The following is a 26,222-nucleotide window of genomic DNA, read 5'->3' as shown; positions in this document are numbered from 1 at the left end:
CGCTGCTTCGAATTTGAAAGCAAGCAGCGGAGTGTAGCTTCGACGCAATGGCATTAGCCTTCCTTCATGCTCATATTGAAGGAATACGGACATGAATCTTATGACCACGAAAACTCACGACCCTGATGAAAATCGCTGGCAAAATGTACTCGACCGCGACAAGGCGTCGGACGGTGTATTTGTCTATGCTGTCCGCACCACGGGCGTCTATTGCCGCCCATCATGCCCGTCGCGGCGCGGAAAGCGCGAGAATGTGCAATTCTTCGACGGTTGCGAGGATGCCGAACGCGCCGGCTTTCGGGCATGCATGCGCTGCAAGCCACATCTCTCGGAGACGTTGGCGACGCAAAACAGTACCCGTTACGCCGACATGGTTGCAAGCGCCTGCCGCTTCATAGAGACCGCGGAAGAAGTGCCTTCCCTGGAAGAAATAGCGGCTTTCGTGAAGGCGAGCCCTGCCCATTTTCATCGTGTATTCAAGGAGTTCACGGGGCTGACCCCGAAAGCCTATGCGGATGCACATCGTGCGAAGAAAATGCGCGCGGCGCTCGATGCACCGGAAATCCGTGTAACCGACGCCATCTATGATGCCGGTTACAATTCCAGCAGCCGTTTTTATGAAGCTTCGAACGGGATTTTGGGAATGACCCCAAAGGCTTACAAGCAGGGTGGCAAGAACGCGGATATTCGCTTCGCCATCGGCCAGTCGACGCTCGGCGCCGTGCTGGTGGCTGCAAGCGACAAGGGCGTCTGCGCTATTCTGATGGGCGATGACCCGGAAGAACTGATCCGCGATCTGGAAAAGCGGTTTCCGCAGGCCAATCTCATCGGAGCGGATCGTGATTTCGAGAACATGGTGGCCGAGGTGGTTGGTTTTGTCGAAGCGCCACGCATCGGCCTCGACTTGCCACTCGATCTCCAGGGAACTGCTTTCCAGCAACGTGTCTGGCAGGCATTGCGTGAAATTCCTGCGGGAAAAACAGTTAGTTACACTGAAGTTGCCGAACGCATCGGCGCGCCGAAATCGGTCCGCGCTGTGGCGCAGGCCTGTGCGGCCAACAAGATTGCTGTTGCAGTTCCATGTCACCGGGTCGTGCGCAACGATGGCGGTCTCTCCGGCTATCGCTGGGGCGTCGAGCGCAAGCGCGATCTCCTGAAACGGGAGAGTCAGGCATGAACAAAAATGAACCCATGCAGGTGGAAAATATCGCCGCCTATGACTGGCAAAAAATTGGCGCTGAACTGGACGAGTTCGGCGCCACAGTCCTCAGGAACATAATTTCACCACAAGAATGCCGTGAATTAGCCGCCGCCTATTACAGTCTAACCGCATTTCGAACGGTGATTTCGATGCGAAAACACGGTTTTGGGCGCGGAGAATACAAATATTACGCAAATCCCATTCCTGCCTTAATTTGGAATTTGCGTCAGAAGCTCTATCCACAGCTTGCGCCCATCGCCAATCGATGGAGTGAGAGATTGGGATCGGATATCCGTTTCCCGCCGACCCATGACGAATTTCTCGACCGGTGCCACGCGGCAGGGCAGACCCGTCCGACACCGCTTATCCTGCAATATGTCGAGGGCGACTATAATTGCCTGCATCAGGATATTTACGGTGATATTGCGTTTCCGTTGCAGGTAGCGATTTTGCTTTCGGAGCCTGAGAAAGATTTCACGGGTGGCGAATTCGTGCTGACCGAACAGCGTCCCCGTATGCAGAGCCGGGCGGAAGTCGTGCCGCTTCGGCAGGGCGACGGCGTGGTTTTCGCGGTCAATGATCGTCCGATGCAGGGCACACGTGGGGATTATCGCGTCAAGATGCGGCACGGAGTCAGCCGCATCCGGTCCGGGCAGCGGCATACGCTGGGCATAATCTTTCACGATTCCAGATAGAGGTTGAAACCGGGGTTTCGATGGCCTTTGATCGCGACAAAGCGATCAAAGGAGTCGGATATGAGCGTGACCATCTACGGTATCAAGAACTGCGACACCATGAAGAAGGCGCGCACCTGGCTAGAAGATCATGGTATCGACTACGGATTTCACGATTACAAGAAAGATGGTCTCGACGGCGAAACGCTCGACCGCTTTCTGAAAAGTGTCCCATGGGAACAGTTGCTTAACCGGGCCGGAACGACGTTTCGCAAACTGCCCGAAGAAGAACGCCAGAACATCGATGCCGCCAAGGCACGGGCACTGATGCTGGCGCAGCCTTCCATGGTCAAGCGCCCTGTTCTCGACAAGGACGGAAAGCTGACGGTCGGTTTCAAACCGGACCAGTACGAAAACTTCTTCAAGTCTTGAGGCGGACGAACGTTGCCATAAATAGCTGCCGATAACCAGATGGAGAGATCGATGCGGCAGCGCGCGAATAAGGTCGTTCAGCAATGGTCAGTAAGTTGGCGTGATTCCCTGATCGCGTCCTTTGCGGGCGGTGTCGCCTGGCTGATCTGCCAGTTGGCGCTGGGGCAGCCGAAACCCGTCTTTGCCATGGTCACGGCGGTGATCTGCCTAGCGCCCAACCTGCCCAACCATGGCAAGCAGGCGATAGGGGTGATGGTTGGTGTCACGACAGGCGTGCTGGTGGGAGAACTCTCGCTGCTCCTGCCAGAAACCGTTCCGGTGTTCCACACAAGCATAGTGACCTTCGTTGCCATGGTTCTGGCGACCTCTTTTGGCATGGCTCCGGCAATTGCCATCCAGTCGGGTGTCTCTGCAATTCTGGTTCTCGCCATGGGTCCGCAGGTCGCGGGAATTACCCGACTGGTCGATGTTCTGGTCGGTGCCGGCGTGGGCTTGCTATTCAGCCAGATATTGATGACGCCAAGCCCGGTGCTGCTGATCGACAAGGCCGTTCGTGGCTTGCTCGATCGACTGGCGAACGGGCTCAAGCAATCGGCTGTCGCGCTCGAAAAACAGGACCTCGTGCGCGCCCAGAGTGCGATCAACCAGTTTACATCGGCGCACCGGGCAGTAATCGCCCTCGGCGACGGTATTGCACTTGCGCGCAGCAATGCACGCTGGTCGTTGCGCGGGCGGCTGGTGGCGCGCGAGGTTACGGAAATGGCGGGCCGCTACGACCGGCGCGGTATTCGTCTTTATGCATCGGCGCTGCTGTTCGGTGAAGCTCTGGGCAATGCGCTGCGAAAGAAGGAGGCGCCGCCACCGCCTTGGCTTGCCGAAGCCTTACAGGTGGTCATTGCCAATTGCGAGCTGGAGGAAGGGCAGGAGCCGCGCCGGATTCCGCCGATGCCAAAGGACATTCCCTTCGGCTGGCGCGATAGCGCACACCGGCTGTCGTCGGTTCAAGACACGCTTCTGCACTTCCTGCATTCCGATATTCCAGACAGTATTCCCTTGCCCAGACAGCAGCAAAAGCAGGACGAAGTCACAGCTTGAAGATTTTCAGAGAAGCGACTGCACATGATGCGCCAGCTCATCCGCCGCTTGTCGTGCCAGCTTGGGGCGGTTCCGCCAGTCGTCGAAGGCAACCCCGCGATAGGCAGCCTGCCCAAGCGCAAGGGCAGAGGCGGTTTCGCACGAAACCAGCGGCAGCGCCCATTCGGCAGCCGCATCTTTCGGGGTAAATTTTCCAGTTTCGAGTGTGTACCACATGCGCGCAAGCGTCAGCAGCACATTGCGCTCGTCACCCTGAAGGTTGTCGATCAGATCGGGCAACGCATCGGTAATCGCCTTGCGCACATCTTCACGCGGTATTGCTGGTAGAAAATGTTCCCGTGCGGGGCCGATGAGACTTACCGCTTCCTGACCGGCTTGCGCGAGCACCAATGTGTATTCGGGATCTGGATGCGGTTGCGGCACGGTTTCCGCCTCGAATTCGTCGCGCAACCATTCTCCATAAATGAACGCGCAACGCGCAGGATAGCTGAGTGCGGCGAGATCCTTCTGCAGAAAGATCATCACTTCCAGACATCTGGGTGTTCCGGGTCTGACCGGATAGCGACCTGATATCTGCATGAGCTTGTCGACGAGACGCGCACTGGTTTCCAGCGTGAGAGGCTGGTTGCTGACCACCAGCAGATCGACATCGCTATTGGGGCGAAGTCCGCCATTTACGGCAGAGCCGTGCAGATACACGGCCTGCAACGATTGCCCCAGACAATCCCGCAAAACGGTCAGAGCCTTTGTCGCTTCTTCCGGTATTGTTAAGTGATTTCCGTTCATTATTCGTTGATACTGTCCTTGGTGGACATATACAATAATGGCTGAAGGTAGAATGTCCTGCCGTTCTCACACCGCTGAAACTTCACGCTGTTCCAGAATGCGATCGATCAAACCCCATTCTAGACCCGCTTCCGCGGTCATGAAATTATCGCGGTCGAGGGCGCGCTCCACCTCTTCATAGGTGCGCCCGCAATGTTCGGCATAAAGACGGGTCATCAGCCGCTTGGTTCGCTGCGCTTCCTCGGCATGGATGAAAATGTCCGATGCCTGTCCCTGAAAGCCACCGGAGGGCTGGTGAACAAGCAGGTTTGCGTTGGGAAGAGCGGCGCGGTGACCGGGTTCACCTGCCATCAACAGGAAGGAGCCCATCGAGCGGGCTGTCCCCATGCAAAGCGTGTGCACAGGCGCACGGACATAGCGCATCGTATCGTAGATCGCGAGGCCACTGGTCACAACGCCGCCCGGCGAGTTAATATAGAGATTGATCGGCTGTTTGGAGTTTTCCGCTTCCAGAAAAAGCAATTGTGCGCAGATCAGTGTGGACACAGTGTCGTTCACTTCGCCGTTAAGAAAGATGATCCGTTCGCGCAGCAGGCGCGAATAGATATCGAACGATCTTTCGCCACGGCTCGACTGTTCGACGACCATAGGGACGAGTTGCATCGTTTCGCGCATCGGCGAATTCCTCTCTACCAGAGTTTTGGGGTGTTAGAGCATTTTCAGCAAAAGTGCGAAGCCGTTTTGCGTAGGATAATGCGTAAAAACAAAGAGATAGGGCGGGTCTAACGGCTCTGTTTTAACTGGAACTGCTCTAGGCTGCCCGCATCATCGGCGTCCGGTTGCTGTTGGCGGCAACTGCCGCGGTGCGCTTCAGTTGTGCGTCGTTCAATTCATGGATGACGCGTAGATAGGTACCGCCGGAAATGCCCGGTACAATGCGGAACGTGACCACGCTTTCCAGAAAGGGCGGTTCGCTTTCCCGCATCCGGTAACTGATCTCCTCACCGGGCTTGCAGGATGCAGGCTCCGGATCGGCCAATGCCTCGGATGGAAGCCAGTTTTTGCGGAATTCTGGAATGCTGATCGCGCGCCACACTTTCTGCGGCGCGGCATCCAGCTCATATTCAAGCTCAATGCCCTTTTCGCGTGGTTCTTCCCGCCGGTCGGTCATTGGTCCATATCCTTCAGCAAGGTTTTGAGAGCGTCGATACGTTCCGGCCAGTAGGCGCGATATTTTGCAAGCCAGTTGGCGATGAGCGTCAGTCCGTTCGGATCGACTTCGTAATTGACGAAGCGCCCCTCGCGTTCCTCACGCACCAGTCCAGCACCGCGCAACACGGCCAGATGCTGTGACATGGCGGGCTGGCTGATTTCCATGCCTTCCCGCAGCGCACTGGCATTCATGCTGCCCGATGCCAGCTTCTCGAAAATCATCCTGCGCGTCGGGTCGGCAAGTGCTCTGAATATGTCGTTCTCAATCATGCAATCACATAAGCACACACTTATGTGATTCGCAAGGCCTTACTGGACGCCTTGATTAATCAGGCGAGTGAAACTGCATGGTGAAGACATTTCCGCCGATACCCTCTGCCAGTGATGGCGCAAGTTTCAACGGTGTGCATTTTTCAACCGCCTCAATTGCAGCATTCACGAACGTCTTTTTCACCTTGTCATCACCCTGCACGTTGATCGCGCTGGCGCGGGGAGGTCCTATCAGGCTTCCATCACGCTTGAAGCTGAAGCTGAGGGTAACAGCAGAATTTTTGCTGCCTGAAGGCGGAGACCAGCAGGCGTTCAGCGCGCTTCCGACGTCGTCCATCGTCTTCAGTTCTTGCGCCTGAACGGCACCCGTGGCGGTAATCGTAACGGCGGCCAACAGACAAACGGATAGTCCCGATCTATTCATCCTGATCCTCCATCAAGAGAGTGTATTCAATCTATTGTAGGCCTGCTTCGACAGAGTTCAAATCCAACTGTGTGGTTGCAGCCTCAATCCCCGTGATCGATCCGATCAGAAAAATTCAATTGTCCTTGGATGATTGAGGTTTATTTTCCCGCCAATGACCTCCCTGGAAATCACCAAGCCTGTATCTTCACAACATCGCACTGCCGTCCGTTATGCCTTCGGCGGTTTTCTGGCCATGGCCGCAGCCATGGGGATCGGGCGTTTCATCTATACACCGATCCTGCCGGGAATGATGGCCGATATCGGCTTCACGGCTGCCGATGCGGGTTTCATCGCTTCCGCAAATTATATCGGCTATTTGCTGGGAGCAGTCGTTGCCGGTTTTGGCTGGTCCGCGGGCATCGAGCGGAAAAGCGTGATTGCAGGCCTGATCATCAGCGGATTGCTATGCGCTGCCATGGCACTCTTCGATGGTGTCTGGCTGTTCTCCATCATCCGTTTTGCAGCTGGTTTCATCAGCGCGGTGACGATGATCCTTTGCACCGCAATCGTGTTGAGCCATGTCACTGCGGCGGAAAGGGCTGGGCTTGGAGCCTTGCATTTCGGCGGTGTCGGCAGCGGCATCGCACTCTCTGCGATTCTTGTGGCGCTGATCCGTTTTGCCGGACTTGACTGGCGCGCCGACTGGATCGGTGCTGCAGTTCTGACCCTCGTTATGGTTGTTCTGGTTGCGGCTTTCGTCAGGGAAGGGCCGGTTGGTGGAAAAAGTGGCTCAGGTGAACCGCCGCTCCCCAAGAGCTTTGCCTTCAACGCGCTGGCGCTGGCCTATGGCATTTTCGGCTTTGGCTATGTGATCACGGCAACGTTCCTGATTGCAATCGTGCGCGCGACCGATGGCGGTCCGCTGATGGAAGCGGCTGTGTGGGTTGTGACGGGCCTGACGGCTGCGCCCTCGATCTGGCTGTGGGCACCGGCTGCCAGGAAATTTGGCCTCTTCAATGCATTTGCCCTGACAGCCATTCTGGAGGCTGTCGGCGTTGCCGCGAGCGTGGTTCTGGCGCCGCCGCTGGGCCCCTTGGTGGGTGGCGCGCTTCTGGGCATCACTTTCATGGCGTTGACGGCGTTCGGATTGCAGATCGCCCGCACACTCGCACCGGCTTCGCCAAAACGCGCTCTGGCGCGGATGACAGTCTGCTTCAGCATTGGCCAGATCGTCGGCCCGCTGGTTGCGGGCCTCATGGCGCAGCGTTCCGGTTCGTTTACTTCGGCAAGTCTGGCCGCAGCGCTTTCGCTGATGGTAGTCGCTGTGCTTGGCATCATGGCCGGCCGCATGACAAGATCACAGGGCTGAAACCTTACAGGAATTTAACTGGTAAAGGCACGCAGACAGGCTTCATATGAGGAAATTCTTCATGAAGTTGGACTGAAATTCAGTGTTTGTGTCGTTCTTTCCCCGCCCCAAATTGTTCTTCTGGTCCGCGTTCGTCTGGACCTTGTTGGCGATACTTGGCTGGTACGAGGGAGGAGAAAGGCTAGGCGCCGTATTCGGTCTGCAGCCGCTGGCACACGCCGCCACGCCGATAATCGGCGCAAGCCTGTTCTGGTCGGCGCCTTTTCTCTGGTTCTATATCTATTTCGCGGTGGTGACGTTCGCTTTCTACCTGTTCTGGGCATGGTTTTCACCACATCGCTGGCAGCGCTGGTCCATTCTCGGATCGGCCTTGATCTTGTTCACCACTTATTTCGGCGTTCAGGTCAGTGTTGCGGTCAATGCCTGGTATGGGCCGTTCTACGATCTGGTTCAAAAGGCACTTACATCGCCCGGAGCCGTCAGCGCCTCCGACTTTTACTGGGGCATGGTCACATTTGCCGAGATCGCCTTTATCGGTGTGACTGTCGGTGTTCTGAGCCTGTTTTTCGTCAGCCATTATATCTTCCGCTGGCGTTCGGCGATGAATGAATACTATGTCAGCCATTGGCCGAAACTGCGTTCCATCGAAGGTGCGGCCCAGCGCGTGCAGGAAGACACGATGCGCTTTTCAACGACACTGGAACAGCTCGGCGTCAGCCTTGTCAAATCGGTGATGACGCTGATCGCCTTTCTGCCGGTCCTGTTCAGTTTTTCGGAAAAGGTCAGTGAGCTGCCAGTGGTTGGCATGGTGCCGCATGCCTTGGTCGTGGCGGCAATCTTCTGGGCTGCTTTCGGTACCGGATTTCTGGCGCTGGTCGGTATCAAGCTACCGGGGCTGGAATTCAACAATCAGCGCGTCGAAGCGGCTTACCGCAAGGAACTGGTCTATGGTGAGGACCATGCGGATCGTGCCCAGCCGGTGACATTGGGCGAGCTGTTCCGCAATGTCCGGCATAATTATTTCCGGCTCTATTTCCACTATGTCTATTTCAACGTCGCCCGGATTTTCTATATTCAGGCTGACAATATCTTTCCGACCCTGATCCTTGTTCCGTCGATTGTGGCTGGCAAGCTGACGCTCGGCCTGATGAACCAGATCACGAATGTCTTTTCGCAGGTGCAGGGTTCGTTTCAATATCTTGTCAATTCATGGACGACGATCATCGAGTTGCTGTCGATCTACAAGCGCTTGAGGGCCTTTGAGGCGGTCATTCGCGATGAGCCTCTACCCTTGCTGGACAGTGCCAATCTGGATGCAACGCCTTCGGCTTAAGGGGACGGCTACGACCTGTTCTGGTTTGCATGGACAGTGTCCTTGTCGAGACTGTCCAGATAATCACTATAGGTTGTGCATTTGACGTCGGTCTTGGTGCAGACGTCTGTCACGAGCCGTTCCACGGCGCGCCAATAGGCGCCGTCATTCATCAGTACGAAATGGAAGCCGAGCTGGAGCGGAATGCGCTCGCCTGTATATTGCTTGTCGAATGCCGCCCGGAAAGCCTTATAGGCCCGCTCCTCGAAAACTGCCGATTGCAGTGGCGCTTCCTTGCCCTTCGAGTGGCGGACATAGAGATTATAGTCCATCGCCACAATAGGACGCTGCGACGGGCCCTCCGGGACAAGCGGTAATCCGAACGAAACAAACTGACCGGCAAGGGTCGGCTCCTCGGGGCCGCGTGTGATGGACGATGCCTGATAACGAAATCCATTTGCCTTGAGCGCGTCCTGTACCGGCTTTGATGCGGCGAGATAGGGCGCGCGGAACCCGTTGATGCCCTTAACTGCTAGATTGCGCCAGCCTTCCGGCTCACCACTGATGCCATTATTCTTGTAGGCGTCAGCGGTAATGCGCCGGAATTCCTTGATTTCCTTGTCCCAGTCGGCGGTCGACCAATCGGTACCGTCAAAGTGGCCGCAGCCATGGCTGGCGATCTCGTTTCCTTCCAGATGCGCCTGCCAAATATTGCCAAGGCGGGCAACAACTTCGTCGCGGCTTAGCGCAAAACCGACATTGGACGAACCGGCCCGCTTATGGGGCGGCTTGTAATCGCGCCGGTCCTGCCTGGTCATCAGGAAAACGCATGAAAGGAAATAGGTGAAGCGGGCGTTGTTTTTCTTCGCCAGTTCACGTGAGCGGGTCCACAGCGTGTTGTCATGTGCGCCATCGAAGGAAATCAGCACATACTGTGGTTTTGTGGCTACCGGCTCCGCCTGTGCGGTACAGGTAGCCAGAACGAAGGCGGACAAAAGAACAGGGCGGGGGGATAGGATGCGCATGGACCACGAAACGAGGGGAAAGAGGAATAGTTCCAGAAATTCCGTCGCTAGTTCTTGAATAAGGCTATTGTCGGACCGAAATGCACTTTGTGACAGGTGTTTCGGCTTATTTCGCTGACGGGTCTTACATATGGCGCGAAATGCGACTAAAAGCGCCAGAATGAACAAGTACAAATATGTACGCATCTCAATTTGGCTTTAGTGGCAGGTCCATGGCAGACGACAGTTTCATTCGCGAGGTAAACGAGGAAATCCGTTCGGAACGGGCAAAGCAGATCTGGCGGAATTTCGGTCCGCTGTTGATCGGTGGCGCTGTGGCCATTGTTCTGGGAACAGCTGGCTGGGTCGGCTATCAGCACTGGGTCGACAGCAAGGCTTCCGCCTCTGGTGACAAGTTTCTTGTCGCACTGGATCTGGCCTCGGAAGGCAAGAACGACGAAGCGCTGACCACGCTCGACGATCTGGAAAAGACCGGCTACGGCTCCTATCCAGTGCTGGCGCGTCTTCGCGCCGCATCGGTTATCGCGGACAAGGGCGATGCCGCCGGTGCCGTGAAGGCGTTCGACGATGTTGCTGCTGATAACGCCGTGCCTGTACCACTCCGCGATGTCGCTCGCCTTCGCGCCGGCTATCTGTTGGTCGACAACGGTTCCTACGACGACGTCGCCAAGCGTGTCGAGACGCTTTCCGCAGATGGCAATCCGATGCGTTCAAGTGCACGGGAAGCGTTGGGTCTGGCTGCCTGGAAGGCTGAACGTTTCGATGATGCGGTCAAACTGTTCCAGCAGATTGCCAATGACAGCCTGGCTCCGGCCAATATCCGCCAGCGTTCCAATACGATGCTCGATCTGATGCGCAGCGCAGGCGTCAACGTGCCTGACGCGCAAAGCACATAATAAAACAAGCGCATCCCGAAAAGTGCGAAGCGGTTTTCGGATAAGATGCGCGAAGAAATAAATCGATAGAGCGGCTCCACGTTTCGGTTGAAAGCGGAACCGCTCTGGTTTCTGGAGTCATCTTCTCCCATGGGTTTCACAGTCGCCATCGTCGGGCGTCCCAATGTCGGCAAGTCCACGCTGTTCAATCGCCTCGTCGGCCGCAAGCTGGCGCTGGTTGATGACCTGCCGGGCGTCACACGCGACCGGCGCATCCACGATGCCAAGCTCTACGATCTGAAGTTTCAGGTCATCGACACGGCAGGTCTCGAAGAGGCTGCCAATGACAGCCTGGAAGCGCGCATGCGTGCCCAGACCGAGGCTGCCATTCAGGAAGCCGATGTGATCTTGTTCGTCGTTGACGCCAAGAACGGCCTGACACCGACTGACAGCACCTTTGCTGAAGTTGTACGCCGTTCCGGCAAGCCGGTCGTGCTGGTCGCCAACAAAGCGGAAGCGCGCGGCGCGCAGTCAGGTATGTATGACGCTTTCCAGCTTGGCCTTGGCGAACCTTGCCCGATCTCAGCCGAACACGGTCAGGGCATGCCCGACCTGCGTGACGCCATTGTCGAGCTTTTGGGCGAAGATCGCGTCTTCGCCGACGAGAAGGAAGAGGATGTCGCCGACGAGGTTTTCGCGCCGAAGGCTGTCGGTGAACTGATCGGCGACGACATCGAAGACCCGGATGAAGAAGAAATCCTGGCCTATGATGCGACCAAACCGCTGCGGATCGCCATTGTCGGCCGACCCAACGCTGGCAAGTCGACGCTTATCAATACGATGCTGGGTGAAGACCGTCTGCTGACCGGGCCGGAAGCAGGCATCACACGTGACTCGATCTCGGTGGACTGGGAATGGCGTGGCCGCAAGATCAAGCTGTTCGACACGGCCGGTTTGCGCCGCAAGTCGCGGGTGCAGGAAAAGCTTGAGAAACTGTCGGTTGCCGATGGCCTGCGTGCGATCCGTTTTGCGGAAGTCGTCATTATTGTGCTTGATGCGACGATCCCGTTTGAAAAGCAGGACCTGCAGATTGCCGATCTCATCATCCGTGAAGGTCGGGCACCGATCATCGCATTCAACAAATGGGATCTGATTGAGGACCGCCAGATGGTTCTGGCCGATCTTTACGAAAAGACGGCCCGCCTGCTGCCTCAGGTGCGTGGGCTTCGCGCCGTGCCGATTTCCGGCGAGCGCGGCCAAGGTATCGACAAGCTCATGGAGAATGTCGTCAAGACCCACGAAATCTGGAACCGTCGTGTTTCGACTGGACGTCTCAATCGCTGGCTGGCTGGCGTCATAGCGCACCAGCCGCCACCGGCAGTTTCTGGCCGTCGCCTGAAGGTGAAGTATATGACACAGGTGAAGACCCGTCCGCCGGGGTTCGTCGTGTCCTGCTCGCGTCCGGACGCTATGCCGCAATCCTACGTGCGCTATCTCATCAACGGTCTGCGTGAAACTTTCGATATGCCGGGCGTGCCGATCCGGCTTTCATTACGCACCTCGGATAATCCGTTCGCAGGCCGCGCGAAGAAAAAGAAATAAACGCCAGACAGAGAAAAAGCCCTGAGCAATCAGGGCTTTCCTTTTTGAAGTGATGAGACAGCATCACGCCTTCGGCAGTACAAATTCGACACGCCGGTTCTGCGCCCGCCCGTCCGGATTGTCTTTGCCCTTGATTTCGTTGGGCGCGACAGGTTCGCTTTCGCCACGTCCTTCCGGCTTCAGCCGTGCCGATGGAACACTATTGCTTACAAGAAACTTGATGACCGCATCGGCACGGTTTTTTGACAGTTTATCGTTGTAGCTGTCGGACCCTTTGGAATCCGTATGGCCCACCACACGTACGGCTGAATCCGGCATGCTTTCCAATATTACGGCAATATCGGTCAGCGTTGCCTTGGCTTTGCCGGTCAGGTTGGCGCTGTCGAAATCGAACAGAATATCGCTCGTCACGGAAAGGACGATGCTGTCATCGGTTTCCCGCATAGTGATGTTGCCGCTCTTCTCGACAATCTCCTGTGCTGCACCGGACAGGCCACGTGCCTTGCCATCGGTGCTGCCCGATGCTGAAACCAGATCGCGGATTTCAGGCACAAGGTCGCGAATATAAGCGCTGTTGTCGGTGCTTGTATTCTGTGCTGCCGCAATGGACGGCAGGCAGAGCACGGCAAGCCCGAAAGCGATGCAGCCTTTGATCTGATTGGTCATGGCCAGCCCCCTATTCGGCGGGAACGGCGAACGGTCCGAGCGGCTCGACCCCCTTGATATAAAGCGTCACTTTTTGGCCTTTCGGTGGAGCGGGAAAGACGCCATGCCAGACGCCGACGACATGGCCGGTGCCGAACAGGGAAACCGATGCCGGAGTAAGCGGCTTGCCTTCGGAGTCTTTCAGCAGAAGATATTTCTTGTCGCCTGCGAGAAGATAGTAGTCATTCTCGTAGTCCTCGTCCGACAGAGAGCTGTAAAGCGTCGTCGAAACGCTCCCGTTTTCCTTGGCATTGATGAAGCGGACCTTGACGGTCAGCTTGTCGCCATCTGCCACGACGCCGCTCACCTCTGCGGTGGCCTGACCGCTGCTGTGATAGCCGGTTGCTATGGGCTGGCCGGCAGCCTCCTGAGCACTGGCCGTATGGGGAAGAGCACTGGCCGACAGCAAGATAGTGGCAAGAACCGTACGTGAGAGAAACGCCATGTGTATCGCTTTCATTTGTTGGATAACCTTGGGCATAGCGAAGCCAGACGGAAAATATCTGGCGTTACGTGAAGGCGGTGAAAACAAATAAGCGGAGCAGTTCAGGGGATGTGAGTGAAGACGAACCACTCCAGTTGCGGCGCAGAAACCTAACAGGCGGAAGAAAGAGGTCATGTAAACTTTAAAAACACGCATTAACATTTGCGCGACCTGAAAATTTTCTCATTTGGACCGCGCGATCGAGATAGTGATCGCAACAAGTGTTTAAATCGGCACTTTCGGGTTGAGCTTGGCCCCCGTGACTGCTAATTCGCCCGCTCTCCGGTTTTCTCCAAGAAAGGTGTGATGATGACGAAGGCTGACCAGAGCCGTTTTAACGGCGTGACATTGGGCATCGACTTCGGCACCACCAACACCGTTCTGTCTGTGGCGGCACTCGATGGAACCACCGTAGTTCTGAGTGTGCCGAAGGATGGCCTCGAGATTACCGGCTATCGCTCGATCCTCTGCTTCTGGCAGGATCGCGAAACCGGCGAGCGCACCGTTGAAAGCGGACCTTGGGCGATGGACGCATTCGTCAACGCGCCGCATTCGACGCGTATGCTGCAATCGTTCAAGACATTCGCAGCATCGAAATCCTTCACCGATACACCGGTTTTCGGCAAGCGGTTTAAGTTCGAGGATATTCTGACAACTTTCCTCCAAACGGTCGCCGCGCGGCTGGGCGACCGGCTGCCGCCAAAAGGCAATCGCGTGGTCATCGGCAGGCCTGTGATCTTTGCGGGCGCTTCACCGGATGAAGCGCTGGCCATGCAGCGCTATGAAAAGGCATTCCGGACGTTCGGTTTCACCGATATTCACTACGTCTATGAGCCGGTTGCTGCAGCTTATTTCTATGCACAGGAACTGAAAGCTGCATCCACTGTTCTGGTGGCCGACTTTGGCGGCGGTACGAGTGACTTTTCCATCGTGCGCTTCGAGGTGGGCAAGAATGGCCTCAGCTTCACGCCGCTCAGCCAGACGGGTCTTGGCATTGCAGGCGATACGTTCGACTATCGCATCATCGACAATGCCGTTTCGCCGCTGCTTGGAAAGGGCACTGAATACCAGTCATTCGGCAAAAGGCTGACCATCCCGAACCATTATTATGCAAATTTTGCGCGCTGGAACACGCTGTTTCTGATGAACTCTCCGGCGACCATTCGCGATCTGGATGAACTGGCCCGGCAAGCGGTCGATCCTAAGCCACTCGAACATTTCATCAATCTGATCGAGAACGATTACGGCTATGAAATCTATCGTGCCGTTTCGGACCTGAAGGTGCGCCTTTCCTCGCAGCGTATGTCGGAATTGCACTTCAAGGCCGACGGCTTCGAAATCCGTTCCGATATCACTCGAAACGATTTCGAAAACTGGATCGCGGACGATGTGCGCCAGATCGAACAGTCGGTGCAGCAGGCGGTGGATAAAGCGGAGCTGGAAACGTCGTGTATCGACCGTGTTTTCCTCACTGGCGGCACGTCTTTCGTGCCGGTCATCCGCACCGTGTTTGAAAACCGCTTCCCCGATGCCGTGGTGACCAGCTCGAACCAGTTCGATTCCATCGCCAACGGTCTCGCATTGATCGGACAAAGCGCAGATATCGAACGCTGGTCTGTGAAGAGCTAGAGGCAGTCCGGATGGTTAGCGATCGGCGACAGGCCGTCAGGGCAGAATTTCAATCGGCGTTCCGTTCGGTACTTTTGCCCATATATCGCGCATTTCTGCGTCGGTGACAGCAATACAGCCATCGGTCCAGTCCCAAAGCCGATGTGCGGATGCCAGCCAGCCCCAGCCATTCGGCAGGCCATGTATCATGATATTGCCGCCCGGCGCATGACCGGCTGCAGCGGCCGCCTGTTTGTCGTTTTCGTTGGGATAGGAAATGTGCAGGCTCAGATGAGCCATTGAACGCGGATTGCGCCAGTCTATAATATAACGGCCTTCTGGAGTCTTTTCATCGCCTTCGCGCTGTTTGTGACCACCATCTCCATTGCTCCCGAGCGATATACGATAAGTGCCGATTGTCTTGCCTTCGCGCAACAGGGTCATCTGTCGGTTGGCCTTTTCAACCCTGATCGTGTCGGCTTGTTGTTCAGACGGTGCGGCAAGCGGAGGCTTGGCCAAGCTTATCCTGGCCAAGACTTTCGTATAGCCGAATAATGCAATAGTGATGAGCACTATGGCGAAGAGGGTTTTCTTGATCATGGGGCTCGCTTCGAACAGATCGTTATCGCCCGCTTTTCACAGATGATTGGGGCCGTCACAAGTCGACAATAGCCTGTGAAGTCATCGCTTCAACTTAAGGAGCGGTTGCCGTATCGGCAAAGCAGGCGGCAATTTGCTTGTTGGCACCGAGCTTTCTCGCCCATTTGATCAGATCGGGTATCTCGCTTCTTTCAGCCATCCCGCCCCAGACGTCCTTCAGTTTCGGCTGCTTGCTGGAATGGTCGAAAAAGAAATAGCCAGGATCAGCCACCGGAACATCCGCATAGACGACGGACCAGTTGCCATATTGCATGAAGCTCTCAATGCTAATGGAAGCCGGTTTGACTTTCTTGCCGAGACTTTGCGCGATGAGAGACCTGTAGTCGGATTTCTGCTGGATGGTCAGCGTTGTCGTCACGCCATCGCAGGCAGATTTGGCAAAGGCGTTCCCTGTCGGGAGAGCCATCGCAACAGCAAGCAGAAGTGCCGCACGGGCAGACGAAAAGCGTGTGTTCATCATTCCCCTCAGAAAAATATCCATTTCATTTCAGCAGCATAACCAATCTGCAGGCGATGCATAGGAGATTTTGACATGTTCATTGCCGATACTGGGTGGCGCCGATAAGGTTCGACCGTGAAAATAGCAAGGAGTCGGTCGTTCCATGCCAAGTGATACCAAAGCCAGTCGTTTTAGTGATAATCTTCGTCAGGGTGCCGAACCGTTCTGGTCGCACGCCGTTGGCCATCGCCTCGTGAGCGAAATCTATACGGGCACGGTCGCGCCTGATGTCATGACGCGCTATCTGGTGCAGGACCATCGGTTTATCGACTGCTTTCTTTCACTGCTGGGCGGAACGCTCGTCAATTGCGACAGGATGGAAGCCAAGCTGACATTGGGCCGTTTCATCGGTATGATCAGCAGCGATGAGAACTCCTATTTCGAACGCGCCTTTGCGAAACTCGCAGTCGCTGAAGCCGAGCGTTTCGATGCGCCCGATACAGCGCCGACCGCTGCATTCAAGGACCTGATGCTGGAGGCTGCGCGATCCGGCTCCTATTCGATCTGCCTGTCGGTGCTGACCGTTGCCGAATGGCTTTATCTCGACTGGGCTGAAAAAGCGCCAAAGCCTCTGCCCGACGATTTTATTTTCGCGGAATGGATCGTGTTGCACGACAATCCATACTTCGTGGAATTTGTCGGTTTCCTGCGCTCGGAACTCGACCGGGTCGGCCCGGCAGCGGCAGAACAATGCCAGCAGTTCTTCAGGCGAGCGGTTGAACTGGAAAAGGCATTCTTCGATGCCGCCTATGAGAGCCAGAACTGATAATTATAGAACTGATCAGTTACTGGCGGCGGGGAAGGGGCAGTTGCTGTCGCCTTCCCCGCATTTGAGATACTTCTTGAGATCGTTGACGCGCTCTGCCGTCAGGTCGGACAGGCAGATCGAATAGGCCATGCCGGAAATGCTGCCGCCGCCAATTGTCTGCATGTCGCATTCGGCGTCGCGAAAGGCAATCCATGTTCGTTGCGACTGAACCAGCTTTTTCTTCAAGTCCGCATTGTCGGCGCGACGCTGCAAGGTCTTGAATATCTTGTTCAACTCAGCATCCGATTTCTTGTAGGCATTGCCATAACATTCATTGAGCGCGGACTGCGAACTGGCGTTCTGGCAGTCGTCGGCCTGCGCTGTGGCAATGACTGCAAAAGAACTGAAAGCCACCCCGATAACCCCGATTTTCAAACCCCACATAAAATTCCTCCCCAAAACTTTGACGATACTGTCTTCATCACAAATAGAACGGTTTTCATTAAAGAAAAGATGGCACCGATAGCATTTCATCGTTAAATAAAATTGAAGTGTTTGGAGCGCTCTATTGTATTTGTTTTCCCACGCATCTTTGTCCGTTCGAGGCAGGATCAGAAATCAGTCCAGCGGACTGACTTCTCTGTGATCGCGTTTCACACTTTTCGGGACGTGCTTTAATCTTCAAAGCGGCTCGACCTATCGCGGTCACCGTCATAACCCTTCATGTCCGGGAACGGCGGCAGCCAGGCTTCGCGGCGGGTGGTCCAGAGTTCATAGGTTGGCTTGAACCGGTCAGGTGCGTCGAGTGAACCGAGATTAACTTCGATTTCATCTGCGCTGCACCCGAAAACAGGCGACCCGCAATGGGGACAGAAAAATCGTCCCGCATAGTTGCTGGTTTCCCCTTCAACTGTAACAGCAGCTTCAGGAAATATCGCCGAAGCGTGAAACAGCGCTCCATGATGCTTGCGACAATCGAGGCAATGGCAGATGCCGACCCGATATGGCCGTCCCGTTGCTTCAAAACGGACATTGCCGCACAGGCATCCGCCCGTGACCTTATCCATGTCACACCTCACTTTGCCTAGCTATCCGGCCTTCGCCAAGCCGAATGAGCTTAAACCCTGCATTAACCATATTCGTTCATGGTTAACGCGCTGCTGATAATGACTGTATTTGCCAAAGCTGCAAGCGTGCCCTCCACCCATTGGGCAAGGTTAATACTCCGTTATCACCGCGTCAGTTTAGTCAGTGTAAGTGGAGTGTGCGGTGCGTCTTGTATCTTTACGAGCGCTGTTTGGTCAAAGGAAGGCCGTTGCTGAACCGGTGTGGCATTACCCTGTCACGGGCTATTGCCCGGAAGAGGGACGCTATTACGCCGTAAGGGCAAAGCCACGTCAGACAGTTCATAAACCGCACCGTCTGGTGCCGCTGGTTCTGGCGGCCATGACATATCTCTTCAATTCCAATGCGATTGCCTTTCAGGACATGGCAAGCCTTGTGCCGTCGGCGGATCTGGGGTCACATCGCTGGACCGCCTTCGTCGCCAAGGCGCCGGTCGGCTCCGTCCATCAGGCAGAAATGCCGTTCGTGGATGCAACGACGGTGACGGGCAGCATCGCGACCAATGGTATAGAAGTGCCGGGTATTGGTCGTGTTGCACTTTCAGGCGGACGCAAGACAGCTAAGCTCGGCCCTGACGATCCGAACCCGGATGAAAACCGTATCAATCGCTCCGACAAGACGGGCCGTCTCGTCTCGGTGAAGCCCAAGGCGCCCGCCAAGGCCTTCACTGCCGGTAGCATGTTTGACAAGATCAGCATGATCACGCGTCCGCCGGAAAAGACGGACGCGAAAATGGCCTTTTCCAACAAGCTGGAAGGCAAGGAAGTTGCCATCACCATGGCGTTCCATGCGGTCAAGCCGCCGAAGCCGCGCTCCGAAATGCCAACCCAACTTGCCAAGCTCATTACCAATGACCAGCCGGATGCACTGGCCCTTGGTTATGCGCCTGCGACGCCGGACTATGGCAAGACATCGCCGTTCGAAAGCATTTTGAAGCCTCAGCCGGACGAAGGTCGCTTCGTGCCACCGATCGGTGAGAAAGACCACGAATGGGCGGCTACGCCACTGCCGCCTTCCGCTTTCAGCAAAGGCGAACAGAAGTGCCTCGCAGAAGCTGTCTATTATGAAGCCCGCGGTGAGACCGTGAAGGGACAGGTTGCCGTCGCCCAAGTCGTCCTCAACCGCGTGCGCAACCCGGCCTATCCCGGATCGATCTGCGGTGTGGTCTACCAGAATCGCGACTGGCTCAATGCCTGCCAGTTTTCCTTTGCCTGCGACGGCCAGAAGCACCGTGTGACCGAAATGCCGCAGTGGCGCATGGCGCAACAGGTGGCGAAGACAGTCTCCGCTGGTCAGATATGGCTGCCGGAAGTCGGTTCGGCCACCCATTATCATGCAACCTATGTTCGCCCGTTCTGGGCTCCGACCATGAAGAAGGTCGCCAAGATCGGTCTCCACATTTTCTATCGCACCTACGGCGGGGGATGGAGCTGATCGCTTCCTCTAGCGGCAATAGCGGGATCGACCGATTTCAAGTCACGTTTTTGTTAGCGGACTAAAAGGTCGAACAGGCGCATAAGGCCGACTTTCCTCCTGACTTGGAAGCGGCATGATCATCCGAAATCGATTCCGTTTTTTTAGCCAATAATGTGGCCAATCTGATCCTTTGGTCGGAAAATGAGTCGCACTAATATCTAAGTAATTGACATTGCTTGATAAAAAACCTTTTGGAGCAATGCCTCCACCGCCTTGACTAGCGGGCGGCGTGTCAATATGTTGCGCGCAACTTGGAAATGGGATTGAAATCCTCGTATTTCTTGAAAAAGGGAGCTGCCAATGGCGCGCGGGACTGAACCCGGAAAGCCATCCGGTGCGATCAAGAATGCGAAGAACGAACCCGGTTCCGGGGAGCTGGATCAGCGTTTGAACCGCCTGGAGGCCGAACTGGCCAGGAAGGGTGTGCTCAAGCAGCCAGCTTCCGAGGAGGAGCGATCGGCGACTGCAAGCTCGGTCGCGCAGGCCATGAAGATTTCCAGCGAGTTTATCGCAGGGGTTCTGGTCGGTGCGCTGATTGGCTGGTTCATTGATCGTGTCGCCGGTACATCGCCCTGGGGATTGATCGTATTTCTCCTTCTGGGCTTCGGTGCGGGCGTCCTCAACGTGCTTCGTTCCGCTGGATATGTTGCCGAACAGGCTAACATTAAATCTAGCGCGGAAAAGAACGACAAGAAATAGGACTTGACGGGCTTCACGGTAAAGTTCGTTCAAGTGTAAGTGAACAAGCGGGCCCTCTGGTCCGAGACTGAAACGCCTTCGGGCAGGCCAAATTGCCTTCGGGCAGGGAAGACAGACGAGGTTAAGGTGGCGAACGATCCGATCCATCAGTTCCAGGTTTCCCGGTGGATTCCCATCGATGTAGGCGGTGTGGACCTTTCGTTCACGAATGTTTCGGCCTTCATGGTCGCAACCGTCGTGGTCGCTTCGGGCTTCCTTTATCTGACGTCTTCGGGCCGCGGCCTGATCCCGACCCGTTTTCAGTCGGTGTCAGAAATGGCCTACGAATTCGTGGCCACCAGTTTGCGGGATTCAGCAGGGTCGAAGGGCATGAAGTTCTTTCCCTTCGTCTTCTCGCTCTTCATGTTCGTGCTGGTCGCAAACTTCCTCGGTCTCTTCCCGTATTTCTATACGGTTACGAGCCAGATTATCGTGACCTTCGCGCTTGCCGTTCTGGTCATCGGTACGGTCATTATCTACGGTTTCTTCAAGCACGGATTGGGCTTCCTCAAGCTGTTCGTGCCGAGCGGAGTTCCCGGCATCATTGTGCCACTGGTTGTCGCCATTGAAATCATCTCGTTCCTGTCGCGTCCGATCAGCCTCTCGGTTCGTCTCTTTGCGAACATGCTTGCTGGCCACATCACACTGAAGGTTTTTGCGGGCTTCGTCGTTTCGCTGGCTGCACTTGGCCCGATCGGCATCGGCGGCGCTGTTCTGCCGCTGATCATGACAGTCGCGATCACCGCACTCGAATTCCTCGTAGCCTTCCTGCAGGCCTACGTGTTTACCGTTCTCACCTGCATGTACATCAACGACGCAGTACATCCGGGACACTGAGTTCAAGCCGGCGGGCGACCGCCAGAACTGAAATCCGCGCTTATATTCAATCCAGAAGGAGCTTAACATGGAAGCGGAAGCAGCAAAGTACATCGGCGCCGGTCTCGCCTGTTTCGGTATGGCCGGTACGGCTCTCGGCCTCGGCAATATCTTTGGCCAATACCTCTCCGGCGCTCTGCGCAACCCGTCCGCTGCTGACAGCCAGTTCGGCCGTCTGGTGTTCGGTTTCGCCGTTACGGAAGCTCTGGGCATCTTTTCGCTGCTCATCGCGCTTCTGCTCCTCTTCGCCGTCTAATCAACGGTTGCAAGGAACTGGCTGGCCGCGATCTGTATCTTGAAATGCAGCGCGGCTGGCCTTTGCATATGACGTCTGAGTAGGGCATGATTCTTCTCCATCTGGATCAGATCGTGCTGGATTAAAGGGGAAATCTGGATGTTCGTGTCCACGGCGTTTGCCCAAACCGCCACAGAATCGCAACCGGCACCTGCTGCTGGTGAGCACGGCGCAGCCGATGCTGTGCACACCGAAACCGGGGTCGCCAACGATGCCGGACACGGCAGCGGCGTATTCCCGCCGTTTGATTCCACCCACTATGCATCGCAGATCCTTTGGCTCGCGATCACCTTCGGGCTTTTCTATCTGTTCATGTCGCGCGTGGTTCTGCCGCGCATCGGCGGCGTGATCGAAACCCGTCGCGACCGTATCGCTCAGGATCTCGAGCAGGCAGCCCGCCTCAAGCAGGATGCCGACAACGCTATCGCTGCTTACGAGCAGGAACTGACCCAGGCCCGCACCAAGGCTGCTTCGATTGCCGAAGCTGCTCGTGAAAAGGGCAAGGGCGAAGCCGACGCAGAACGCGTTGCGGCCGAAGCTACGCTGGAAGGCAAGCTCAAGGAAGCCGAAGAACGTATCGCCGCGATCAAGGCCAAGGCCATGAACGATGTTGGCAACATTGCCGAGGAAACCACGGCAGAGATCGTCGAGCAGCTTCTGGGCACCAAGGCCGACAAGGCTTCAGTAACAGCAGCCGTCAAGGCTTCGAACGCCTGAGGAGAGGACAATGGACGCTACATTCTGGGCACTGATTGGCCTCATTATCTTCCTGGCAATCCTGGCTTACCTGAAGGTTCCGGGCATGGTTGGTCGTTCGCTCGATGAGCGGGCCGACCGCATCAAGAACGAACTGGAAGAAGCCCGCACGCTTCGCGAAGAAGCCCAGCAGCTACTGGCCGAATATCATCGCAAACGCAAGGAAGCCGAAAAGGAAGCAGGCGACATCGTTGCTGCCGCCGAGCGTGAAGCCAAAGCACTTCTCGAAGACGCCAAGCGCGCGACGGAAGAGTATGTTGCACGCCGCAACAAGCTTGCCGAGCAGAAGATCGCAACGGCTGAAGTCGATGCCATCAACGCAGTTCGCGCTTCGGCGGTTGATCTGGCGGTTGCTGCAGCCGGTAAGATCGTTGCCAACAAGGTCGACACGAAGGTCGCAGGCAACCTGTTCAAGGACGCTCTGTCACAGGTCAAGTCGAACCTGAACTAATAACGGCCTATATAGTTTTCTAGAAAACGCCGCCTCGAAAGGGCGGCGTTTTTGTTTTTCGGTTGGCCTGCTTATTGGAGCCTTGCTAGTCCCGGTCTCTCTCGGACAGATGTGCGAGAGGCAGCTCTCCTTGTGACTTGACCGTCTGGATGGCGAAGTTGCTCCGAATATCGATTACGCCGGGAAGCCGTAACAGCGTGCCTGATAGAAAGCGTTCATAGGCTGCCAGATCGGCCACTACGACCTGCAACAGGAAATCGGATTCTCCAGACACAAGATGGCATGATAAGACCTCCGGCAGATTTTGCACGGAGGTGCGAAACGCCGTCGCGGTTTCTTCGTGATGACGCTCCACCCGGATACCAACAAATACAGTCAGTCCAAGGCCGACCGCGTTTCGATCCAGCGCCGCGTGATAGCCTTGAATAGCGCCTGCATTTTCGAGCATCTTGACGCGCCGCAGGCAAGGGGAAGGCGACAGGCCGATTTTTTCTGCCAGTTGCACATTGGAGAGCCGCGCATCTTCCTGGAGTGCCGTCAATATCTTGCGGTCGATAGTGTCTAGTTTCAATTTTGGCATGATCCGACAATCAGAGTTGTTAAGTTAGCAGAATATATCACAAAGCCGTAATATTATGCCATAAATCGCAAGGACATGCGCATCCATCTCCGCATAGTTTCGACATCGCAGCTGCTTCACATAGTGGACTGGCTGACATCCTCTTTTGTGGACGATATCGATGAGCGAGATGTGGTTATACGCAGGCGCACTGGCTGCTGCATTTCTTATTCCGGGTCCGGACATGCTTCTGCTCCTCCAGACTGGTGCGGCACAGGGGAGGGCGCACGCGCTGGCGGCTGCCTCGGGTCTCGCAATCGCACGCGCTTGTCACGTTGCACTTGCCGCACTTGGTCTGGCTGCGCTTTTGCATGCCTTCCCTGTTGCGTTTCAGTTCGTCCGGATCATTGGTGCTTGCTATCTTGTCTGGCTTGCCATCGGCATTTTGCGCCACCCCTTGCCTGCAGTAGATGCAGTTGGCGGCATGCGTGAGCGGCGGTCCTATCTGGCGTCGGCCCGGAAAGGCCTTTTCACCAATCTGCTCAACCCGAAAGCGCTGCTTTTCTGTTCAGTATTGCTGCCGCAGTTTGTTCACCCCGAGAATGGCAGCATTACGCTCCAGTTCGCGTTGCTGGGGGCAGTGATGACGATTGTGGGATTGTTGTTCGACACGATCTACGCCTTTACAGGTTCGTCGCTTGGAAACCTGTTCAAACGTTATCCGGCAATACAGTCTGTCCAGCGCTGGGGTTTTGCAGCACTGCTTTTTGGCTTCGCCGCCAGGCTGGCTGCGGTTTAGGGTTTAAATGCTGTAGCGGCCTTTGATGGGCGCGAAGGTGTAGCGGTGGATACCAGGAACGGGGCCAGCCGTTTCAATGGCAGCGCGATGTTTCACGGTCGCGTAGCCCGCATGGATTTCCAATCCATAGGGCGGATGTGCCGCGCCAGCACGAATCATCATACAATCACGCGTCACCTTGGCCACGATGGAGGCAGCAGCGATCGAGATAGAGCGCTGATCGCCTTTGACGAGAGCCGATCCAGGGCAGGGCAGCCCCGCCGGAACATCGCGCCCGTCGATCAGCGCATGGCATGGCTGCAAAGTCAGGCCGACAGATGCGCGACGCATGGCTTCGAGCGCGGCTTTCCTGATATCGCTTCCGTCAATGCTGCGCGCGCTGAGGCTTGCCACCGAAACGGTGATAGCTTTTTCCAGAATGATCTCGTAGAGCGCTGCCCGTTTTGCAGCCGTGAGACGCTTGGAATCATCCAGGCCGTCTGGAAGGTCATCGATATCAAGAACGACCGCAGCGGCAACCACGGGACCAGCCAAGGGGCCACGTCCGGCTTCATCTATACCGACGATGTGTTTCAGTCCGCGTGAAAGCAGTCTTTTCTCTTCGGAAAAGTCAGGCGCGAGTGGGATATCAAAGAGGAGCGGAGAATCAGAAGCCGAGCATTTCATTTGGCGGCTATGCTCGCATTGCTTCCGATTCTCCGCAAGGGCCCTGCTCGAGGATGGTGGCGTGAAAGCAGGTAGCCCTCCGTCCGACACGAAGTCAGACGGGAGTTGAGCTGTCGACTGATAGGGTATTCAGTTTGAAAGGCGACACCAGTCCAAGGTGAAGTTCGCCTTTTGGAGCCTCTATGTGTGCTTCTACTAAAATAGCGAAAGCTGTTTGCCTCCCTTTTCGACTGGCTCGAACAAATCGGTGCGCAACTGAAGGCGACGTGCATTGAAGCCTAGCTTGCGCGCGGTTATCTCGAAACGGCGTCCGATCTGCCAGGCGTAGGGGCCTGTGCCACGCATGCGCTTGCCCCATTCGGCGTCATAATCCTTGCCGTCGCGCATAGAACGCACCAGCGACATGACGTGACGGTAACGATCTGGATAATTGCGCAGCAGCCAGTCCTTGAACAACGGTGCTACTTCGAGCGGCAGGCGCAGCAAAACATAGCCTGCCTCGCGTGCACCTTGTGCATAAGAGGCGTCCAGAATGCGTTCGATCTCGTGATCGTTTATGCCCGGAATGACCGGGCCCATCATGATGGAGGCAGGAATGCCCGCATCGGCCAGTTTGCGGATGGCTTGAAGCCGCAGCGTCGGCGTAGAGGCGCGTGGTTCCATTGTACGGGACAGATGAGCATCGAGCGTCGTGACCGACAAGGCGACCTTGGCCAGCCCTTTCTCAGCCATGCGGCTCAAAATATCGATGTCACGGACAACCAGAGCAGATTTTGTCACGATGCCAACCGGATGATTGGCAGCCTCCAGCACTTCAAGAATTTCGCGCATGATACGCCATTTCTTCTCGACCGGCTGATAAGGATCAGTGTTGGTGCCGATAGCGATGGTTTTCGGCTGATAACTGGGCTTGGCCAGCTCGCGTTCCAGAAGGCGCGCGGCATCCGGTTTCGCAAACAGGCGGGATTCGAAGTCGAGACCAGCAGAAAGCCCCATATAGCTATGGGTTGGTCGGGCAAAGCAATAGATGCAGCCATGCTCGCAACCGCGATATGGATTGATCGAGCGGTCGAAATTGATGTCAGGTGAATCATTGCGGGTGATGATCGTGCGCGGTTTTTCGATCTGCACATCGGTCTTGAACGGCGGTAGTTCCTCAAGCGTGGTCCAACCATCATCGAAATCATGCCGCGTTGTCGGTTCGAAGCGTCCGGTAGGGTTGATGCCCGCGCCGCGTCCGCGCCTGCGGGCGTGATCAATGCGCAGGCCTGCCTCACCGATCATCGCGTTGGCGTGATCCGCGCGCCCGTTACCGAAGGCAGCCCGGTCGGCCTGTTTGATGATATCTGCCTGCTGGATCACTTCCATCTTCGTCTCCCTGTGCAATCACGGCGAAAGCAAACCGGGAAACAGCACACCCTTTCAGGGCTAAGAACTGTTCTGTTGCGCGTGCCGTGCTGCCATGCGACTCTGTTTTGATGAATCTATTCCTATCCCAAGATTGAGAACAAAGCAAGA

General features: G+C 56.1%; 32 protein-coding genes. 17 read left to right on the top strand and 15 right to left on the bottom strand.

Features of this window, described 5'->3' with window-relative positions:
• The first annotated feature begins 91 nt into the window (after window positions 1–91).
• Genes ada through AAE521_RS05370 form a run of 4 tightly spaced genes read left to right on the top strand, consistent with a single transcriptional unit; the run spans window position 92 to window position 3,402 of the window.
• Window positions 92–1,177: a bifunctional DNA-binding transcriptional regulator/O6-methylguanine-DNA methyltransferase Ada gene (ada, locus tag AAE521_RS05385; RefSeq protein WP_342060681.1), complete on the top strand. Its 1,086-nt coding sequence runs from the start codon at window positions 92–94 to the stop codon at window positions 1,175–1,177.
• On the top strand, window positions 1,174–1,896 hold the full coding sequence (locus AAE521_RS05380) for a 2OG-Fe(II) oxygenase (protein ID WP_342060680.1): 723 nt from the start codon (window positions 1,174–1,176) through the stop codon (window positions 1,894–1,896). The genes ada and AAE521_RS05380 overlap by 4 nt, the downstream gene beginning before the upstream one ends.
• Before the next feature lie 60 nt (window positions 1,897–1,956).
• Window positions 1,957–2,307, top strand: a complete 351-nt coding sequence (locus AAE521_RS05375; RefSeq protein WP_342060679.1) for an ArsC family reductase — start codon at window positions 1,957–1,959, stop codon at window positions 2,305–2,307.
• A 51-nt stretch (window positions 2,308–2,358) separates the two neighbouring features.
• Window positions 2,359–3,402: an FUSC family protein gene (locus tag AAE521_RS05370; protein WP_342060678.1), complete on the top strand. Its 1,044-nt coding sequence runs from the start codon at window positions 2,359–2,361 to the stop codon at window positions 3,400–3,402.
• A 6-nt stretch (window positions 3,403–3,408) separates the two neighbouring features.
• Here the strand turns inward: AAE521_RS05370 and ant(9)-Ic are convergent, their stop codons facing one another.
• The 5 genes from ant(9)-Ic to AAE521_RS05345 all read right to left on the bottom strand — a co-directional run bounded on the left by ant(9)-Ic (window position 3,409) and on the right by AAE521_RS05345 (window position 6,094).
• Window positions 3,409–4,188, bottom strand: a complete 780-nt coding sequence (gene ant(9)-Ic, locus AAE521_RS05365; RefSeq protein ID WP_342060677.1) for an aminoglycoside nucleotidyltransferase ANT(9)-Ic — start codon at window positions 4,186–4,188, stop codon at window positions 3,409–3,411.
• Between the two features lie 66 nt (window positions 4,189–4,254).
• Entirely contained in the window at window positions 4,255–4,863 is a 609-nt protein-coding gene (locus AAE521_RS05360; protein ID WP_071633623.1) for an ATP-dependent Clp protease proteolytic subunit, read from the bottom strand.
• 136 nt (window positions 4,864–4,999) lie between these two features.
• Window positions 5,000–5,359 carry an SRPBCC family protein gene (locus AAE521_RS05355; protein WP_342060676.1) on the bottom strand — a complete coding sequence of 120 codons (360 nt, stop codon included), beginning with the start codon at window positions 5,357–5,359 and terminating at the stop codon, window positions 5,000–5,002.
• Entirely contained in the window at window positions 5,356–5,688 is a 333-nt protein-coding gene (locus AAE521_RS05350; RefSeq protein WP_206044341.1) for an ArsR/SmtB family transcription factor, read from the bottom strand. Before AAE521_RS05350 ends, AAE521_RS05355 begins: the two co-directional genes overlap by 4 nt.
• A gap of 37 nt (window positions 5,689–5,725) precedes the next feature.
• Window positions 5,726–6,094: a hypothetical protein gene (locus AAE521_RS05345; protein ID WP_071633626.1), complete on the bottom strand. Its 369-nt coding sequence runs from the start codon at window positions 6,092–6,094 to the stop codon at window positions 5,726–5,728.
• Between the two features lie 154 nt (window positions 6,095–6,248).
• On the opposite strand from AAE521_RS05345, the gene AAE521_RS05340 reads away from it, so the two are divergent.
• Complete coding sequence (locus tag AAE521_RS05340) at window positions 6,249–7,445, top strand: YbfB/YjiJ family MFS transporter (RefSeq protein ID WP_143132836.1); 1,197 nt, start codon at window positions 6,249–6,251, stop codon at window positions 7,443–7,445.
• An 82-nt stretch (window positions 7,446–7,527) separates the two neighbouring features.
• Window positions 7,528–8,778 (top strand): peptide antibiotic transporter SbmA, encoded by a 1,251-nt coding sequence (sbmA, locus tag AAE521_RS05335; protein WP_342060675.1) that lies wholly within the window; start codon window positions 7,528–7,530, stop codon window positions 8,776–8,778.
• Between the two features lie 8 nt (window positions 8,779–8,786).
• On the opposite strand, the gene AAE521_RS05330 is transcribed toward sbmA, so the two are convergent.
• Window positions 8,787–9,782, bottom strand: a complete 996-nt coding sequence (locus AAE521_RS05330) for a polysaccharide deacetylase family protein (protein ID WP_342060674.1) — start codon at window positions 9,780–9,782, stop codon at window positions 8,787–8,789.
• A 212-nt stretch (window positions 9,783–9,994) separates the two neighbouring features.
• Here AAE521_RS05330 and AAE521_RS05325 point away from each other — a divergent pair, with 212 nt between their 5' ends.
• On the top strand, window positions 9,995–10,678 hold the full coding sequence (locus AAE521_RS05325; protein ID WP_342060673.1) for a tetratricopeptide repeat protein: 684 nt from the start codon (window positions 9,995–9,997) through the stop codon (window positions 10,676–10,678).
• Window positions 10,679–10,807: 129 nt separating this feature from the next.
• Window positions 10,808–12,259, top strand: a complete 1,452-nt coding sequence (gene der, locus AAE521_RS05320; protein ID WP_342060672.1) for a ribosome biogenesis GTPase Der — start codon at window positions 10,808–10,810, stop codon at window positions 12,257–12,259.
• Between the two features lie 63 nt (window positions 12,260–12,322).
• Here der and AAE521_RS05315 read toward each other — a convergent pair whose 3' ends face one another.
• Window positions 12,323–12,925: an OmpA family protein gene (locus tag AAE521_RS05315; protein WP_342060671.1), complete on the bottom strand. Its 603-nt coding sequence runs from the start codon at window positions 12,923–12,925 to the stop codon at window positions 12,323–12,325.
• Between the two features lie 10 nt (window positions 12,926–12,935).
• Window positions 12,936–13,424: a hypothetical protein gene (locus tag AAE521_RS05310; RefSeq protein WP_084094383.1), complete on the bottom strand. Its 489-nt coding sequence runs from the start codon at window positions 13,422–13,424 to the stop codon at window positions 12,936–12,938.
• A gap of 333 nt (window positions 13,425–13,757) precedes the next feature.
• Here AAE521_RS05310 and AAE521_RS05305 point away from each other — a divergent pair, with 333 nt between their 5' ends.
• Window positions 13,758–15,077, top strand: a complete 1,320-nt coding sequence (locus AAE521_RS05305) for an Hsp70 family protein (RefSeq protein ID WP_071633649.1) — start codon at window positions 13,758–13,760, stop codon at window positions 15,075–15,077.
• A gap of 36 nt (window positions 15,078–15,113) precedes the next feature.
• Here AAE521_RS05305 and AAE521_RS05300 read toward each other — a convergent pair whose 3' ends face one another.
• A complete protein-coding gene (locus tag AAE521_RS05300; protein WP_071633633.1) occupies window positions 15,114–15,656 on the bottom strand; it encodes a L,D-transpeptidase family protein in 543 nt (180 codons plus the stop codon).
• A gap of 94 nt (window positions 15,657–15,750) precedes the next feature.
• The gene (locus AAE521_RS05295) at window positions 15,751–16,197 is read right to left on the bottom strand and encodes a hypothetical protein (protein ID WP_374864423.1); all 447 of its coding nucleotides are present in this window, start codon (window positions 16,195–16,197) and stop codon (window positions 15,751–15,753) included.
• Window positions 16,198–16,318: 121 nt separating this feature from the next.
• On the opposite strand from AAE521_RS05295, the gene AAE521_RS05290 reads away from it, so the two are divergent.
• Complete coding sequence (locus tag AAE521_RS05290; protein WP_342060670.1) at window positions 16,319–16,981, top strand: TenA family protein; 663 nt, start codon at window positions 16,319–16,321, stop codon at window positions 16,979–16,981.
• A gap of 15 nt (window positions 16,982–16,996) precedes the next feature.
• On the opposite strand, the gene AAE521_RS05285 is transcribed toward AAE521_RS05290, so the two are convergent.
• Both AAE521_RS05285 and AAE521_RS05280 read right to left on the bottom strand, forming a co-directional pair.
• The gene (locus AAE521_RS05285; RefSeq protein WP_342060669.1) at window positions 16,997–17,407 is read right to left on the bottom strand and encodes a lysozyme inhibitor LprI family protein; all 411 of its coding nucleotides are present in this window, start codon (window positions 17,405–17,407) and stop codon (window positions 16,997–16,999) included.
• A gap of 230 nt (window positions 17,408–17,637) precedes the next feature.
• Entirely contained in the window at window positions 17,638–18,030 is a 393-nt protein-coding gene (locus AAE521_RS05280; protein ID WP_342060668.1) for a GFA family protein, read from the bottom strand.
• A gap of 202 nt (window positions 18,031–18,232) precedes the next feature.
• Here AAE521_RS05280 and AAE521_RS05275 point away from each other — a divergent pair, with 202 nt between their 5' ends.
• The 6 genes from AAE521_RS05275 to AAE521_RS05250 all read left to right on the top strand — a co-directional run bounded on the left by AAE521_RS05275 (window position 18,233) and on the right by AAE521_RS05250 (window position 22,680).
• Window positions 18,233–19,522, top strand: a complete 1,290-nt coding sequence (locus tag AAE521_RS05275; RefSeq protein ID WP_342060667.1) for a cell wall hydrolase — start codon at window positions 18,233–18,235, stop codon at window positions 19,520–19,522.
• A 342-nt stretch (window positions 19,523–19,864) separates the two neighbouring features.
• Complete coding sequence (locus tag AAE521_RS05270) at window positions 19,865–20,263, top strand: AtpZ/AtpI family protein (protein WP_071633637.1); 399 nt, start codon at window positions 19,865–19,867, stop codon at window positions 20,261–20,263.
• Window positions 20,264–20,389: 126 nt separating this feature from the next.
• Entirely contained in the window at window positions 20,390–21,139 is a 750-nt protein-coding gene (locus tag AAE521_RS05265) for a F0F1 ATP synthase subunit A (protein WP_071633638.1), read from the top strand.
• Window positions 21,140–21,206: 67 nt separating this feature from the next.
• Window positions 21,207–21,434: a F0F1 ATP synthase subunit C gene (locus AAE521_RS05260; RefSeq protein WP_002963544.1), complete on the top strand. Its 228-nt coding sequence runs from the start codon at window positions 21,207–21,209 to the stop codon at window positions 21,432–21,434.
• Between the two features lie 138 nt (window positions 21,435–21,572).
• Window positions 21,573–22,190, top strand: a complete 618-nt coding sequence (locus tag AAE521_RS05255; RefSeq protein ID WP_071633639.1) for a F0F1 ATP synthase subunit B — start codon at window positions 21,573–21,575, stop codon at window positions 22,188–22,190.
• Between the two features lie 10 nt (window positions 22,191–22,200).
• Window positions 22,201–22,680, top strand: a complete 480-nt coding sequence (locus AAE521_RS05250; RefSeq protein WP_071633640.1) for a F0F1 ATP synthase subunit B — start codon at window positions 22,201–22,203, stop codon at window positions 22,678–22,680.
• A gap of 85 nt (window positions 22,681–22,765) precedes the next feature.
• Here the strand turns inward: AAE521_RS05250 and AAE521_RS05245 are convergent, their stop codons facing one another.
• Complete coding sequence (locus AAE521_RS05245) at window positions 22,766–23,260, bottom strand: Lrp/AsnC family transcriptional regulator (protein ID WP_071633641.1); 495 nt, start codon at window positions 23,258–23,260, stop codon at window positions 22,766–22,768.
• Window positions 23,261–23,420: 160 nt separating this feature from the next.
• Here AAE521_RS05245 and AAE521_RS05240 point away from each other — a divergent pair, with 160 nt between their 5' ends.
• Complete coding sequence (locus AAE521_RS05240; protein WP_071633642.1) at window positions 23,421–24,038, top strand: LysE family translocator; 618 nt, start codon at window positions 23,421–23,423, stop codon at window positions 24,036–24,038.
• A 3-nt stretch (window positions 24,039–24,041) separates the two neighbouring features.
• Here the strand turns inward: AAE521_RS05240 and AAE521_RS05235 are convergent, their stop codons facing one another.
• Both AAE521_RS05235 and AAE521_RS05230 read right to left on the bottom strand, forming a co-directional pair.
• Window positions 24,042–24,704 carry a ribonuclease HII gene (locus tag AAE521_RS05235; RefSeq protein WP_071633643.1) on the bottom strand — a complete coding sequence of 221 codons (663 nt, stop codon included), beginning with the start codon at window positions 24,702–24,704 and terminating at the stop codon, window positions 24,042–24,044.
• 195 nt (window positions 24,705–24,899) lie between these two features.
• Window positions 24,900–26,072: a PA0069 family radical SAM protein gene (locus tag AAE521_RS05230; RefSeq protein ID WP_342060666.1), complete on the bottom strand. Its 1,173-nt coding sequence runs from the start codon at window positions 26,070–26,072 to the stop codon at window positions 24,900–24,902.
• Between the last annotated feature and the right edge of the window lie 150 nt (window positions 26,073–26,222).

Source organism: Brucella cytisi (assembly GCF_038433355.1).
Lineage (GTDB): Bacteria > Pseudomonadota > Alphaproteobacteria > Rhizobiales > Rhizobiaceae > Brucella > Brucella cytisi.
The sequence above is the reverse complement of the archived record's forward strand: the minus strand, read 5'-3'. Positions and strand labels throughout refer to the sequence as shown.